Source organism: Hydrocoleum sp. CS-953 (assembly GCF_002260545.1).
Classification (GTDB): Bacteria; Cyanobacteriota; Cyanobacteriia; order Cyanobacteriales; family Microcoleaceae; genus Trichodesmium.
Map to the genome: position 1 here is coordinate 1 of NZ_LGSU01001466.1, position 15,498 is coordinate 15,498.

Annotated in this window: 11 protein-coding genes and 2 pseudogenes; 6 read left to right on the forward strand and 7 right to left on the reverse strand. The window is 38.4% G+C overall.

The genetic code is table 11. The features are described 5' to 3' along the window. The 6 genes and pseudogenes from AFK68_RS31535 to acpP all read right to left on the reverse strand — a co-directional run. Positions 1-1,524, reverse strand: a 1,524-nt coding sequence (locus AFK68_RS31535) for a tetratricopeptide repeat protein (RefSeq protein ID WP_094678059.1), incomplete at its 3' end; no start/stop codon positions are given. 1,198 nt (positions 1,525-2,722) lie between these two features. Then, complete coding sequence (gene tkt, locus AFK68_RS31540; protein ID WP_094678061.1) at positions 2,723-4,741, reverse strand: transketolase; 2,019 nt, start codon at positions 4,739-4,741, stop codon at positions 2,723-2,725. Between the two features lie 1,401 nt (positions 4,742-6,142). Beyond that, positions 6,143-7,008: beta-ketoacyl-ACP synthase II (locus AFK68_RS31545; RefSeq protein ID WP_143438492.1), on the reverse strand; the 866-nt coding region annotated here is incomplete at its 5' end. Between the two features lies 1 nt (position 7,009). After that, a pseudogene (locus tag AFK68_RS31550) lies at positions 7,010-7,539 on the reverse strand (beta-ketoacyl synthase N-terminal-like domain-containing protein); the annotation flags it as partial. Between the two features lie 20 nt (positions 7,540-7,559). Continuing rightward, positions 7,560-7,745: pseudogene (locus AFK68_RS31555) on the reverse strand (beta-ketoacyl synthase N-terminal-like domain-containing protein); the annotation flags it as partial. A 67-nt stretch (positions 7,746-7,812) separates the two neighbouring features. Next, positions 7,813-8,061 carry an acyl carrier protein gene (acpP, locus tag AFK68_RS31560; protein ID WP_094678065.1) on the reverse strand — a complete coding sequence of 83 codons (249 nt, stop codon included), beginning with the start codon at positions 8,059-8,061 and terminating at the stop codon, positions 7,813-7,815. Positions 8,062-8,870: 809 nt separating this feature from the next. Between acpP and AFK68_RS31565 the strand changes: the two genes are divergently transcribed. From AFK68_RS31565 to glmS, 6 genes are all read left to right on the forward strand, one after another. Beyond that, on the forward strand, positions 8,871-9,776 hold the full coding sequence (locus AFK68_RS31565) for a CoB--CoM heterodisulfide reductase iron-sulfur subunit B family protein (RefSeq protein WP_094678067.1): 906 nt from the start codon (positions 8,871-8,873) through the stop codon (positions 9,774-9,776). Between the two features lie 506 nt (positions 9,777-10,282). After that, positions 10,283-10,528 (forward strand): photosystem I iron-sulfur center protein PsaC, encoded by a 246-nt coding sequence (gene psaC / locus AFK68_RS31575; RefSeq protein ID WP_006616272.1) that lies wholly within the window; start codon positions 10,283-10,285, stop codon positions 10,526-10,528. Between the two features lie 191 nt (positions 10,529-10,719). Next, a partial coding sequence (locus AFK68_RS47200; RefSeq protein ID WP_143438493.1) for a cupin domain-containing protein occupies positions 10,720-10,913 on the forward strand: 194 nt, incomplete at its 3' end. Between the two features lie 21 nt (positions 10,914-10,934). Continuing rightward, a complete protein-coding gene (locus AFK68_RS47205; RefSeq protein WP_371357643.1) occupies positions 10,935-11,141 on the forward strand; it encodes a hypothetical protein in 207 nt (68 codons plus the stop codon). Between the two features lie 652 nt (positions 11,142-11,793). Continuing rightward, complete coding sequence (locus tag AFK68_RS47210) at positions 11,794-12,108, forward strand: CatA-like O-acetyltransferase (RefSeq protein WP_168186735.1); 315 nt, start codon at positions 11,794-11,796, stop codon at positions 12,106-12,108. A 446-nt stretch (positions 12,109-12,554) separates the two neighbouring features. Then, positions 12,555-14,435: a glutamine--fructose-6-phosphate transaminase (isomerizing) gene (gene glmS, locus AFK68_RS31595; protein ID WP_094678075.1), complete on the forward strand. Its 1,881-nt coding sequence runs from the start codon at positions 12,555-12,557 to the stop codon at positions 14,433-14,435. A gap of 434 nt (positions 14,436-14,869) precedes the next feature. Here the strand turns inward: glmS and AFK68_RS31600 are convergent, their stop codons facing one another. Next, positions 14,870-15,346: a hypothetical protein gene (locus AFK68_RS31600; RefSeq protein WP_143438491.1), complete on the reverse strand. Its 477-nt coding sequence runs from the start codon at positions 15,344-15,346 to the stop codon at positions 14,870-14,872. Positions 15,347-15,498: the final 152 nt, after the last annotated feature.

A 15,498-nucleotide genomic window follows, 5' to 3' on the forward strand; every position in this document is an offset into this window, starting at 1 on the left:
AGAATTTTGAAATCCTTCCGACTCTAAAACAACTGCCCAACCACTTAACTTCCAGTCTGAGGGTAAATTATGGAAAAATTGATAATTAGACTTATCAGTAAAACTACTAAAATAATCATGGAGAGAACTATTAATTTTTTTGCTCAGAGCAGCCATTACAGGATTATTATCTGTAAAAATTTCGTAGGTTTGACTACCTCTATTTATCGGTTTACCTGGTCGATTTTTTAAAAGAGTAGGATGTTGATAAATGTAATTTTTCAAGTCATTATTATAAGTTGCTAAGTCTTGCCATCCTTCTACATCCGTAAATTGGTATTTAGCCACTAATTCCGAACAATCAAAAATTAATTCAGCTTCAGACTTTTTACCTACATCTTGTAAAGCTAAACCCAGATGAGCATAAGCTTTAATATACCTATGATTAATATTTATAGCTTTTTCGAATTGAGCGTTCGCGGAGCGTGGCGTTAGCCGTATCGCTTCTTCAGATTTATCTATTTCTCGCAAAGCTATTCCTAATTGTGAATAAGCATCAGCAGAATTAGAATTAAGTTTAATAATTTTCTGATATAGCTTAACTGCTTCTTCCCACTCAGACTTTTTTCCTAGAATTTCTGCTAAACCTGCCATAGCATTAATAGAATTTTTATCCTGCTCCAATGCTGCCTTATAATATTCAATTGCCTCCCCATGTTTTTCCTGTTGATTTAATAGAAAACCCAAATTTATATGAGCATCAGTAGAAGTAGGAATTAAATCAATAACAGCTTGATAACAAGCTTCCGCTACATCTACTCTTCCTTGCTCATAAAAAGTAGCAGCAATATTAGTCAAACATTCTGTGGAATGAGGATTAATTTCTAATGCTTGTTGATAAGCTTTTTGTGATTCTTTGAGGTTGCCACGGCGATAAAATGCCATACCTAAAGATGATAAAGCATCAAAATTATTGGGAACTATAGAAATAGCTTTTATATAAGAAGATATAGCTTTATCCAACTTTCCTTGAGTTTGAAATATATCCCCCAAAGTCATATTAACTCTCGGATGATTTGGATTAATACTTAAAGCTTTTTCTAAGGAAGCGATCGCCTCTTCAATGATTCCTTTTTCTGTCAAAGCAATTCCCAAGTTTAGGTGAGAGTCAGCAGATTTTTGATTGAGTTTAATTGCTCGTTGATAAGAGTCAATAGCATTATCTAATTGTTGAGCAGCACGATAAGTATTGCCGAGATTATTGAGGTAGCCAAAATTATTTGGTTCTAGATTAACAGCTTTATTTATTAAACTTATGGCGCTGTTATTATCTCCCATTTGAGCTTTAAGTACGCCCAGATAATTTAAGACTTGAGAATTATTTGGTTCCGACTGAATAATTTTTTCATAGATAACTTTTGCCTCTTGTAGTTGCCCGCCTTTGTGAAAAGACAAAGCATAAGATAAGGCATTTTCTGGAAGATTATTGTTTGGTAGTTTTTGACTGTTATTTTTAGCTGCTTTTCTTCTTTGTTCTCGATTCATATTTTTATGATCTTGCCTTGCCTCAATCAATAACTTAAAACAATTACAGCTAATAACTTGTTTCTGATTATACCAATTTTATCTAAGGCTATAGCACTACGTTAATTAGTTAGGACATTTATAAATGCTTAAACGAGTGTCAGGAATTACTTCTGAATTCTGAATTCTAAATTGCGCGTAGCGCTATACACAAAATCACACAATTGATTATAGCGGTTTTCACAAAGGTAGACTACAAACCTTCTTCCTTCTTCCTTCTTACTTATTCCTTTAAACCCAAATCTCTGTAGTCTATATTAATGAAAACTGCTATAATTATTAGGAAAGGCTTTAAACCTTTGGGGATTAATTATCAATTATCAATTATCTATTGGTAAATATAGCAAAATTATGAATTCTGAATTCAGAAGTTAAATTCATAGAATAGACTATATTTCATAAGAGCGAGAATGTCTGCGCCACTAATAACAACTGCAATACTTACTCAAGACTTCAGTTATTAAGTAATAAATAAGTAAGAGTAATATTTTTCAGGATTAGTGTAAGCATTCAGCCGTCAGCCGTCAGCTATCAGCTAAGATGTTTATAGGGGTTTTCACGGCTCTGTTGACTTGCATTACTTCTGCCTTCTGCCCTCTGCCTTCTACCTTTAAGCCAAAATCTCTATATTCATTAGAATCATNATAATTCCCGTGCCTCCTAGCTATTTTCCCGTAGCTGTTTGCATAGCATTCCGTAGCTGATAGCTGAGTGCTAATAGCTGAATGCTTACGGATTAGTTGCCAAAGCGCAAGGATATATTCTGCCTAAAAACCCTACTCCCTACTGCCTCCCCTCAAGAAAATGTAACAAACATTTATCAATTTGCTATTCAAGTATATTTCTGATTTTTAGTTAATAAAAAGCCCTCTATAAATATTAGAGGGCTTTCTTGACATACTCCCGACGTTGCCCTTACGGGACAACGCGGGATTCTTCAGTCTGGGAAACCCTGACCACTGTTTTGACAGAGGTGATGTCCTCCCCCTGTGTTCGTTGACCTTATATCAACTATAACCATCACAACAAAATGCCTCCTACTTGTCAAGGGGATCGGAACATTTTATTTGTGGAGATATCCGANGAGCGCGGGACTTCCCGCCAGGGAAGTTAAATTCAGTATTGTTAGACTAGGTAGATCAACAACCCACTATCAAAACTAACCCAATACTTCCCTAGCTTTAGCAACAATATTATCAACAGTGAAGCCAAACTTCTCCAGTACAACACCACCAGGAGCAGAAGCACCAAAAGTATCAACACTCAAAGTCGCACCTTCATCAGTCACATAACGATGCCAACCAAAACTAACACCTGCTTCCACTGCCAAACGCTTTTTCACAGACGCAGGGAAAACAGACTCCTTATAAGCCGCATCTTGCTCTTCAAATAATTCCCAACATGGCATAGAAACCACCCGAACCTTCTTACCTTCAGCACGGAGTTTTTCACCAGCATCAACACATTGGTAAGTTTCTCCACCAGTACCAATAATAATAATGTCAGGAGTACCTTCGCTGTCAGTCAGAATATAAGCACCTTTAGCAACCCCATCAATGGAACTACCAGCTAAATTAGGCAAACCTTGACGAGATAATGCTAATAAAGTAGGTTGAGGATGAGAAGATTTAGCTTTTTCTACTGCAACCTTGTATGCACCAGAAGTTTCATTACCATCAGCAGGACGCATCACAAGTAATTGTGGAATTAAACGTAAAGATGCAATATGCTCAACTGGTTGGTGAGTTGGTCCGTCTTCACCTAAAGCAATGGAGTCATGAGTCATTACCCAGATTACACCAGCTTCAGCTAAAGCAGATAAACGGATAGAATTCCGCATATAATCTGTGAACACCAAGAAAGTTGCACCATAAGGAATTAACCCAGAACCGTGTAGAGCAATACCGTTACAAATAGCTCCCATACCATGTTCCCGCACACCAAAACGCATATTACGGTTTTGGTATTGACCTTTTTGGAAATCTCCTAAACCTTTAAGCAAAGTCTTGTTAGAAGGAGCTAAGTCAGCGGAACCACCAATTAATTCTGGTAAAACTCCAGCTATAGCATTTAGTGTTGCACCAGACTGGTTACGAGTAGCATCTTTCTTACTTTCAGGAGTATATTTAGGTAGTGCATCCGCCCAACCTTCAGGTAATTTGCCACTTACCATCCGTTCCAAAGTAGCTGCATCTTCAGGATACTTAGACTTATACTCAGAGAATAACTTATCCCATTCTTCCTGATATTTTGCACCTCGATCAACTGCTTTGCGGAAATGACTCAGAGCATCCGCAGGAACTTCAAACTCTGGATATTCCCAACCAAGATTTTTACGAGTAGCTGCTACTTCATCAGGTCCGAGTGCTGCACCGTGAACATCATGGGTATCAGCTTTGTTAGGAGAACCATAACCAATAAGAGTAGTAACTTTAATCAGGGAAGGTTTGTCAGTAACCGCTTTTGCTTTTTCAATAGCATCAGCGATGGCATCTAAACCAGTATTACCATCAACAACATGCTGAACGTGCCAACCATAAGCTTCAAAACGCTTACTTACATCTTCAGTAAAGGAGATGTCAGTATGACCATCAATAGAAATATGGTTATCATCATAGAAAGCAATTAACTTACCTAAACCCCAGTGTCCCGCTAGAGAAGCAGCCTCACCAGAAATACCTTCCATGTTACAACCATCACCCATAATCACATAAGTGTAATGGTCAATCAAATTACAATCTGGCTTATTGAATGTAGCAGCTAAATGGGCCTCTGCTGCTGCTAATCCGACGGCGTTGGCAATACCTTGTCCTAGTGGACCTGTAGTAACTTCGATACCTTCAGTAATATGATTTTCTGGGTGGCCAGGAGTTTTAGAATCCCACTGACGGAATTGTTTAATTTCCTCCATAGGTACACTGTCAAAACCTGTGAGGTGCATAAGAGCGTACAGTAACATACAGCCGTGGCCAGCAGAGAGAACGAAGCGATCGCGATTTAACCACTTAGGATTTTTAGGGTTAAAGCGCATAAACTTATCCCAGAGGACAAAGGCCATTGGTGCAGCACCCATTGGTAGTCCTGGGTGGCCAGAATTAGCTTTTTGGACAGCATCAATTGCTAAGAAGCGGATTGAGTTAATACAAAGTTCTTCGAGTGATTGAGTTGCAACAGCCATAGTTATCGTTTCTATATACTTAATAGATGTGAATGCCGGAGCCTATAAACCAGATATTTTTCTACAGTAATATTTGTCTGGAATTTTTCTCAGGCCATATACATTACAAATCATCTCACTTGTGGGGAACTCTAGGCAAGAGAAGTAGTCAAGTTAAAAATTTTCCGGCCATCTAGAAGTTAAGCCGATCAAAATAACTGGTTAACACAACCTCGCCTTTTAAGGCGAAATGTTTTTGGAGGGTTGCTCTAAGTCCTCGTTACAAAAACAACTTCTGTACGTCACCCTATCGACGGCTCCCCTATCTGACTTCTGACTTCGTTAAAGTGTGGACTTCATTATTGATTGTTAGGGTAAGGATTTCATGGTAGTGTTAAATTAACCTATTTTTTGATTAACAATCTATTCAGCAAAGGTTAATATTTTCCTATTTCAGGGTCATTTCAGTTATAAGTTATTACTATCTCCTACTGAAAGCTATCCCTTATCAGGAACTCCTAATATAGAATCCGGGTAATTAGTTATCGTATTGCGGAGGAGTCAGTCCTCGTAGGGGCGTTTTCCTGACGGAATGCTCCGCAAACATGTCGCGCAGCGAAACGGCCGTTAGCTTCGCATAACTATCGTTAACGCCCGNTTTTCCTGACGGAATGCTCCGCAAACATGTCGCGCAGCGAAACGGCCGTTAGCTTCGCATAACTATCGTTAACGCCCGTACAGGAGTCAGGAGAAATATTGGATTTGAAATATTAAATTATATAATTCCTATTCAATAGAAAACTTGTCTTAATGAAGAAGTAGTTTTGCAATTACTGTATAACCGGATTTTATATAAAACCCTTTTGCGATAGAGAGATGGGGAGGTCGGGGGATAAAAGCCTCTAATTAGGGTTTGCGCTCAAAAGTCTTATGGGTGAGGGTAGGAGTCAGGAGTCAGGAGTCGTACAGGCGAATGGCGATTCGCCCGTACAGGAGGAATGGGTATGGGAGCGAGGAGGCAGGAAGAAGAACTATCCCTTGATTTTTCTGTTATAGTCAACCCAAAATCCTAACTTTTTGACCATCAAGCAGCTCAAAACCAGGTACTTTTTCCAGACTTAAAAAGTTTAAAACCTTTATCTGTCAATGCTTTGATATTTAACCAGTAAACCCTAATTAAATACGTTGAATAATCACATAACTTCTTTCTAATGTCTACGTTTTATCTTAAGAAAGATGTTTATAAAGCATAGTATTGAACGGAAGGATTAAGACCTTATTTTTTGGCCAGGGTAAAAAATTTGTGAGATGGGTCTCTCTCTGCCTGTGGAGGCTGAGTCAGACCAAAATACTTTTAAGTATTGATGTATTGGCCACTCTATCAGGAAGTCAACAGCAAACACTGTTTGCTGTTGGCTACTTTCATATGTATTTTTTAAATGCTAGAGTAACATTATGGCCTCCAAATCCAAATGAGTTGGATAAGGCTGCTTCTACCTTTTTCTCAATATGTGTATGGGGGACATAATTTAGGTCACATTCTGGATCGGGATTATCCAAATTAATGGTTGGTGGGATTTTGTCATTGGCGATCGCCATTACCGTCGCCACAGCTTCAATACCCCCAGAACCTCCTAACAAATGACCAGTCATTGACTTAGTTGAACTAATTGCTACCTTATAAGCACTTTCACCTAGTGCCTTTTTAATCGCTTTTGTTTCTGTTGGGTCATTTGCTGATGTACTTGTGCCGTGAGCATTTATATAACTAATTTCTTCAGGAGTTAAGCCACCATCTTTAATTGCCAACTGAATAGCTCTAGTTGCCCCTTCTCCATCTTGAGGTGGGGCCGTCATGTGGTAGGCATCACAGGTCATGCCATAACCAACAATCTCTCCATATATCCTTGCTCCACGACTCTGGGCATATTCTAATTCTTCTAGGAGGAGAATACCTACTCCTTCACCTATAACAAAGCCATCGCGATCGCGGTCAAAAGGACGACTTGCATGAGTCGGGTCATCATTACGAGTAGACAAAGCCTTGGCAGAAGCAAATCCTGCTAATCCCAAAGGTGTTACTGGTGATTCAGTTCCACCACAAATCATTGCTTGAGCATATCCTCTTTGGATTAAGCGGAAAGCATCTCCTACAGCATGTGACCCAGAAGTACAAGCAGTTACTGGACATGAGTTAGGCCCTTTAGCTCCAGTATGAATTGCCGTTAACCCGGCAGCCATATTAGCAATCATCATCGGGACCATAAAAGGGCTACATCTACCTGGGCNGCATCTCCTACAGCATGTGACCCAGAAGTACAAGCAGTTACTGGACATGAGTTAGGCCCTTTAGCTCCAGTATGAATTGCCGTTAACCCGGCAGCCATATTAGCAATCATCATCGGGACCATAAAAGGGCTACATCTACCTGGGCCACGAGTCAAATATATTTCCTGCTGGTCTTCTAAGACTTTAATGCCACCCACCCCAGTACCAATCATTACCCCCACCTGTTCCGCGTTCAGGTCGTTAATTTCAAATTTGGCATCAGCAATTGCTTGTTTGCTAGCTACAACTGCAAACTGAGCAAAGCGGTCCATGTGTTTTGCCTGTTTGCGATCCATGTAGTCGTGAGGGTCAAATCCTTTTACCTCTCCAGCAATACGAGATTTGTGTTTAGAAGCATCAAACAGGGTTATTGGGCCTATACCACTTTTACCTTTCAATAACCCATCCCAATAATCAGATAGAGTGTTGCCAATTGGTGTTATTGCACCCATTCCTGTGACAACTACCCGTTTAAGTTCAAAATTTGTCATAATTTTCTTTTCCTAAAATNAGGGTCAAATCCTTTTACCTCTCCAGCAATACGAGATTTGTGTTTAGAAGCATCAAACAGGGTTATTGGGCCTATACCACTTTTACCTTTCAATAACCCATCCCAATAATCAGATAGAGTGTTGCCAATTGGTGTTATTGCACCCATTCCTGTGACAACTACCCGTTTAAGTTCAAAATTTGTCATAATTTTCTTTTCCTAAAATTCCACACCCACAAGGCAGAAACTTAAGGTTTTGAGGACAATATTAATATTATGCTTTTGCTTTTGTTTGCTCCTCAATATAATCTACAGCAGCTTGGACAGTACCAATTTGTTCTGCTTTCTCATCTGGAATCTCGATATCAAATTCTTCTTCTAATGCCATAACTAATTCTACAGTATCTAAAGAATCAGCTCCTAAATCATTGGCAAAGTTAGCTTCTGGCTGTACTTTTTCTTTATCAACTTCCAGTTGTTTAGCCACAATGTCCTGTACTTTGCCCATAATTTCTATGCTCATAAAATTTTCTCCTTACTTTAAATTATTTAGATGTTGCGTTTCCGATTTTATCCGAAACTAGGTTCAAGCTAAACACTCATTATGCCAATTAAATAACTGAATATTTGTTGACATCCTCGTTCTGCCTAAAGGCATAAAAATATACCGAGTGTTAACTATGCAGTGGGTTGACGCTTCATTTTATCCTGCTAACTTAGCGTTAGTCTGACGCTTTTCTCCACGTCCGTTTTTTGTCTAGTGAATCCCCTCCGCATTGAAGTAGCAGTTAGCACTCAGCTAGCCTCCGGGGTCGGAAGTGCCTCTTGCCTCCTTCAGAGGAGCTATCCTAGGTCATGCTCCGCATTTCCTGACGGAATGCTCCACAAACATGTCGGCTCTTAGCCGAAACGCAATTCAAGTCGCTCCGCGAAACGTTAACAGCTTATTCTTGGTGTCTAATGGGGGGTGTTGACCCCCACGCAAAGCGCACCACTAATTTTTCGCTCCTCTTGTGGGGTACTTAAACCCTTGGATTTTTAGCTGAGTCGCGTAGTTCCGACCTAGGAGGCTAGCTAAATGCTGATAGCTAATAGCTACTTAAAACTCCCCCAGTAAAGGAGGAGATTTCAATCCTGTTTTGTTCAATCAATTTCTTTAACTTTTCACAAATATCACAAGCTTATTACTGTTGTCAAAGTATTTCCTTGTTTTATTTGCCAACTACATTATAGAAATCACAAACTTATATTATAAACAGTGATAAAATTAATATCACAAATCATAAGTCATGTTTATAAAATATTGTTCCTATACCTATATTAGTTAATCTCATGCCTTCTAAAACATTGCAATATGCTTACTTTCCTGGTTGTGTAGCTCAAGGTGCTTGCCGAGAGCTTTATCAGTCTACCCAAGCTCTTACCCAAGTCCTGGGAATAGAGCTAATAGAACTGAAAAAGGCTGCTTGTTGTGGTTCTGGCACTTTTAAAGAAGACTCTCAATTACTAGAAGATACTGTTAATGCCCGTAACATAGCTTTAGCGGAAGAACTAAACTTGCCATTACTAACCCACTGTAGCACTTGTCAAGGTGTTATTGGCCATGTAGATGAGCGTCTTAAAGAATCCCAACAAACTGAGCCAGCTTACCTAGAACAAATCAATGGCCTCTTACAAAAAGAAAGTTGTTCTCCCTATCAAGGTAGTACAGAAGTTAAACATATACTTTGGGCGTTAGTGGCAGATTATGGTCTCGAAGAAATCCAAAATCGTGTCACCCGCAAGCTCTCTGGCCTTAAATGTGCTGCCTTCTATGGTTGTTATTTACTTAGAGGGCAAACTAATTTGGTTTATGATGACCCCTATCAACCAGAATCTATGGAAAATGTGTTTCGGGCTATTGGGGCGACTCCTATTTATTATCGAGGTCGGACTCAATGTTGTGGTTGGCCTCTTTCTAGTTATGCCACTAATCAGTCTTTTCAAATGGCTGGAACTCATGTTAGTGAGGCTATTGACAAGGGTGCAGATTGTATGGTAAGTCCTTGTCCTCTGTGTCACTTAAATTTAGATTCCCGTCAACCAGAGGTAGAGAAAGTGATCGGACGTAAGTTAGGTTTACCAGTGTTACACTTACCCCAATTAATAGGTTTAGCTTTAGGCATTTCTCCAAAGGAACTAGGATTAGACCGTCATGTAGTGTCAACTCGTCCAGTCTTAGAAAAGTTGGGACTTTGAATTTTTTGGAGAAGGAGTCAGGAGGGTGGGAAGTGTGGGGAAATCGAATCTTGTCTGCTCATCTATAAATTGATATGCAGGTGCTTTAGGGACTAAAAAGCTAGCACTTTTTTGATTCTAAAAAGGCAAAATCCTTTATTTTTAGATACTTTGAGGTTTCATTAGCAAGTTGTAATTATATGGGAATTTAACATATCGCATTTCTCAAGTTACTGAGGTACAGTTGTTCTTCTACTCCCCTACTCCCTTACTCCCCTACTCCCCTACTCCCCTACTCCCTACTCCCTACTCCCTTACTTCCCTACTCCCCTACTCCCCTACTCCCTACTCCCCTACTCCCCTACTCCCTATCAGATTTATTGAGATATTTTAAGTTTTTCAACAATGTTTATCAGTGATGAGAAGTCGTGCGGTAAACTAAGTCGAAGCATTCGCTTATAAAACTTGCTGTCCCATTTGCCCTTAAGCAGGTATGGCAAAATCAATTTGTTGGGAGAATTTAATTCATGTCTCATTCAGTAAAAATTTATGATACTTGCATTGGTTGTACTCAGTGTGTCCGTGCTTGTCCATTAGATGTTTTAGAAATGGTACCTTGGGATGGTTGTAAAGCAGGTCAAATTGCTTCATCCCCTCGTACAGAAGATTGTATTGGTTGTAAGCGTTGCGAGACTGCTTGCCCTACTGACTTTTTGAGTGTCCGAGTTTATCTAGGCGCTGAAACTACTCGCAGTATGGGTCTCGCTTACTAATACTAATTTCCCTCTATTGGTTTTTGGTTTGAGATTTAATAGAGGGTAAGAAAAATTTTAGGTATAAGAACTAAAAATTTTGTAGAGGGAATTAATAATTTTCCCTCTATTTTTTAGTATTATCTATCTAGCACCTAGTGCCGCTACGCAGAAGTTAGAAGTCAGAAGTTAACCCAGATGAGTCAGATACAATCATTAAGATAATTTCTGGGATTGGAATTATAATTATTGATGGAGAACGTTTTTCTTACGAAGCTGGTGATGTGTTTGATGTTCCAAAAGGTATCAGTCATGGTTTTGAGGTAGGGGATGAACCTACGCTTTTCCTATCTACCCAAACACGAGAGATTCTCAAAAGTGATGGTTCTGTAGACTTTAGATATGCNCAGATACAATCATTAAGATAATTTCTGGGATTGGAATTATAATTATTGATGGAGAACGTTTTTCTTACGAAGCTGGTGATGTGTTTGATGTTCCAAAAGGTATCAGTCATGGTTTTGAGGTAGGGGATGAACCTACGCTTTTCCTATCTACCCAAACACGAGAGATTCTCAAAAGTGATGGTTCTGTAGACTTTAGATATGCAGATTTAGAAGAGAGTTCTAATTGATAGAAATAATTGCCTAATATTTAAGATAATACTTGAAATATTCAGGTAAAAAAAGTAGTGAAGATGGATTTACAAGAAGCTTTAGAAAGATATCAAGGTACTAAACTCAACCTTGATGAATTGAGTAAATATCAATAGTGGGCTTTCCGTTTTTTCCATAATGAAGAATTTGTTTCAAACCCAAACCTTTCAGTAACTATACAGCTAGACTTAGCAAAACCTCGTGAGGTTTATGAAAGGTCTTTTCAAAAGACCCAAGGAGCATCTTTTCAAGCTTATCTTGTATGGAATTTAGTTAAAACTTTATCTGTGGAGTGGATTTTTTGTACCCGCAAAATTGATGGCGAGTGGTATCTCTTTAAGAATCTTCCAGTTTATTTCCCTATTGCTGTTGGTGGAGATAATAGGTTTCAAGATGTGATTATTAATGATGTTATTTCGATGGATTGGACAAAGTTTTGTAGAGTATATCGAGACTCTATTGAAAACTCAAACATGGATATTGGTTCTCTTCCTCCGTTGGTATGGGAAATTTCTCATTTTATTGGCAACCTACCTTACTTAAACTTTACATCATTTCAAATGCACCGTGGAACACAGAAAACTGGNAGATAATAGGTTTCAAGATGTGATTATTAATGATGTTATTTCGATGGATTGGACAAAGTTTTGTAGAGTATATCGAGACTCTATTGAAAACTCAAACATGGATATTGGTTCTCTTCCTCCGTTGGTATGGGAAATTTCTCATTTTATTGGCAACCTACCTTACTTAAACTTTACATCATTTCAAATGCACCGTGGAACACAGAAAACTGGTCGGCCTCTGTTTTATTTTGGACAACGCCATAATTCTTATCATCGACAGACTGTTCCGTTGAGTATTACCTTCGACCATGCAAATACAGATCCCTATATATTGAAAAACCTTATGCAAACCTATCAAAATTTGTTGATAAGTGTTTAATCGAAATTAGAAAAATTATTTAAAAAGTATCAATACATACTATGTTGCTCATGCGGAATGAGGCGCGTAGAGTGAGTATTATCTTATATACAGGACTAAGACAAAATTTATGACTATACCTTACCTGTTTATGGTATGGGTGCGTTGCAATACACCCTATAGGTAGATTTGCTGCCTCAGTCCTAATATGGTTAAAGTTAATAGGAGTAAAAAATTAAATGTGTGGAATTGTTGGTTATATTGGTACACAGTCAGCTACAGAAATTTTACTATCAGGATTAGAGAAATTAGAATATCGAGGTTATGATTCTGCTGGGTTAGCTACTGTTTGTGATGGTCAAATCAAATCTGTTCGTGCTAAGGGTAAGTTGNTTGCAATACACCCTATAGGTAGATTTGCTGCCTCAGTCCTAATATGGTTAAAGTTAATAGGAGTAAAAAATTAAATGTGTGGAATTGTTGGTTATATTGGTACACAGTCAGCTACAGAAATTTTACTATCAGGATTAGAGAAATTAGAATATCGAGGTTATGATTCTGCTGGGTTAGCTACTGTTTGTGATGGTCAAATCAAATCTGTTCGTGCTAAGGGTAAGTTGCACAACCTCCGAGAAAAATTGGTAGGAGTGGAAATGTCAGCTAATGTTGGTATTGGTCATACTCGTTGGGCAACTCATGGTAAACCGGAAGAATATAATGCTCATCCCCATACGGATGATACGGGGCGAGTGGCAGTTGTGCAAAATGGAATTGTCGAAAATTATCGAGAGTTACGCAAAGAATTGGAAAGTCAGGGGCATAAATTTGTTTCTGATACTGATACAGAAGTTATTCCTCATTTAATTGCCGAATTTTTATCTAATTTTACTGGACAGAGGGAAGCATTTTTTGAGGCGGTGCGTCAAACGGTGAATAAATTGGATGGGGGGTTTGCGATCGCTGTTGTTTGTGCAGACTATCCAAATGAAATTATTGTTGCTAGACAACAGGCACCTATATCTATCGGTTTAGGGCAAGGGGAATTTTTCTGTGCTTCTGATACTCCTGCTCTTGTTTCTCATACTCAAGTTATTGTCAGTTTGGATAATGGGGAAATGGCACGTTTAACTCCTCTGGGAGTCGAGGTTTATAATTTTGATGGCGATCGCGTTAATAAACTTCCTCGTATTCTTAACTGGAGTCCGACTTTAGTTGAGAAACACATTTTCAAACATTTTATGCTCAAAGAAATACATGAGCAACCAAATGTTGTGAGGAGTTGTTTAGAAGCTTATATTAATAGTGATTGGGATGCTATGAATAGTCTTGTTTCTCCTACTAATTTAAAGTTATCTTCATCCCTATATGAAAATTTAGAACAGGTTGAAATTTTTGCCTGCGGTACGAGTTGGCACGCCAGTTTAATTGGCAAGTATTTATTAGAACAATTAGCCGGAATTTCCACAACAGTAAATTATGCTTCTGAAGCTCGTTATGCTCCTTCACCTCTGAGAAAAAATACTCTCTTAATTGGTGTTACTCAGTCTGGAGAAACGGCTGATACTTTAGCAGCTTTAGCAATGGAACAACAGCGTCGTTTAGATAAACCTGCTGATTTTGAATCAAGATTATTGGGAATTACTAATCGGGCAGAAAGTTCTCTTGCTAATTTAGTTAATCAAATTATTGATATTCGGGCGGGTATTGAAATTGGGGTTGCAGCAACTAAAACTTTTGTCGCGCAGGTAATGGCATTTTATTTTTTAGCCATAGATTTAGCATGGCAACGAAAATATTTATCTGGGGAAAGAATCGCAGAAATTATTAATGGTTTACAAAAAATTCCTGCACAGATGGAACAGATGTTAGAAACTCAAGATAGTCAAATAGAAGATTTTGCTCACCAGTTTAATGATACTCAAGATTTTATTTTTGTAGGTAGAGGAATTAATTATCCAATTGCTTTAGAAGGTGCTTTGAAATTGAAGGAAATTAGTTATGTTCATGCTGAGGGATATCCAGCAGGTGAGATGAAACATGGTCCGATCGCTTTGTTGGATGATAAGGTGCCTGTAGTGGCGATCGCTATGCCTGGTTTAGTTTATGAGAAGGTGCTTTCTAATGCTCAGGAAGCTAAAGCGAGAGATGCGCAGTTAATTGGGGTGACTCCTGAAAGTACGGACGCCGATGTGTTTGATAATGTGTTGGCGGTGCCTGCGGTGGATGAGTTGTTGTCGCCGATGTTGACTGTTATTCCTTTGCAGTTGTTAGCTTATCATATTGCGGCTCATCGTGGTTTGGATGTGGATCAGCCAAGGAATTTGGCGAAGTCGGTGACGGTGGAGTAGGGTTTTTTCAGTGAACAGTTATTAGTTATCAGTTATCAGTATTTTCTGTTGAAATACTTGGATATTGCAAAGTAAGGACGTTTAGATGCAACGTCCCTACTTTGCTCTGCTGGAATGGAAATCCTAATTAATAGAAAATTTCAATTAATATTATTAATGCTATTTCCATGAAAGATATTTCTAGCTAATTAAAACCGCCATTAATGGAAAATTTCCATTAATCAGTTATCAGTTATCAGTATTTTCTGTTGAAATACTTGGATATTGCAGAGTAGGGAGGTTGTATCTAACGTCCCTACTTTGCTCTGCTCCTAATTAATAGAAAATTTCTATCTATTAGTGTTATTAATGCTATTTCCATGAAAGATATTTCTAGCTAATGAAAACTGCCATTAATAGAAATTTTCTATTGATTTCCATGGAAAATATTTCTATTATGCAACACTTGATAGCCGTTTTTGAACTATTGCAGTTATCAGTTTGATTTCCTCTGGGGAACAAAACTGTTTAACATAGTTAGGCAATTTCTGTATTACATAGGTTGTGTATAGCCACCACCGAAACTTTGGAAGTAACTCATCTGGATAAATGTTAGCACCAACAACTCTACCATCTGGATAGTAATGGGGATATGTTGGAAAATCTGTATTAATACCTTGTAAACGTAACCACTTACACCAACACAAACCTACGGAAATATCTGGCACTTTTCTATCAGGAAAAATGTATCCACCTGCTTCTAAATCTCGCATCAGATAGCCAAGTTCAGAAAAAATGCAGAAATAACCGAGTGGTATTCTTGTCTCTTGCTCAAAAAACTTTAACCTTTCCCACCACAGGGGTTGATGTTGTGGTGATGTTGATTTGCCAGCAGTATTGCTGACTATCAACCTTGTTTTTTTCTGATTCATAGTCTATAATTAAGGTGATATGAACAGATACAAAGACTTTGATGAGCAATTGTATCTGTTACTTGTTTACACGATCTAGTAGATGCTCCAACATCTACTAGGTCTTTTTTATTTATACATTAGAATACCTCAAAATGTCAATGGTATTTTTA